Source organism: Pseudomonas tremae, from assembly GCF_001401155.1.
Taxonomy (GTDB): Bacteria; Pseudomonadota; Gammaproteobacteria; order Pseudomonadales; family Pseudomonadaceae; genus Aquipseudomonas; species Aquipseudomonas tremae.
In genome coordinates this window covers 1-306 of sequence record NZ_LJRO01000210.1, presented here as the reverse complement: position 1 = coordinate 306, position 306 = coordinate 1, and the positions used below count along the sequence as shown (strand labels likewise).

At 61.4% G+C, this 306-nt stretch carries 2 pseudogenes; one reads left to right on the top strand and one right to left on the bottom strand.

What is annotated here, in order from left to right:
• Window positions 1–124 (top strand): annotated as a pseudogene (locus tag ALO43_RS15440) (30S ribosomal protein S5 alanine N-acetyltransferase); the annotation flags it as partial.
• A 20-nt stretch (window positions 125–144) separates the two neighbouring features.
• Here the strand turns inward: ALO43_RS15440 and ALO43_RS30160 are convergent.
• Window positions 145–306 (bottom strand): annotated as a pseudogene (locus ALO43_RS30160) (TolC family protein); the annotation flags it as partial.

Below are 306 nucleotides of genomic sequence, written 5' to 3'. Positions count from 1 at the left end.
CAGCGAGCGACTTCTGCAATCACTCGGCTTCGAAAAGGAAGGGTACGCGCGCGCCTACCTGAAAATTGCCGGAGTTTGGGAAGACCATGTCCTGAGGGCACTGATCAATCCGAACGAGGCCTGATGGCGAGGCGAGCGCCTTTCCTACTTCTGCGCCACGTCATCCTTCTCCCAGCCGCCGCCGAGCGCCAGAAACAGGTTGATCTGTCCCATGGCCACCTGGGTGTTGGCTTCGGCCATTTGTGCGCGCACGTCGGTGTAAGTGCGTGTGGCTTGCAGGTCAGCGAGGAACGAGGCGCGTCCGGC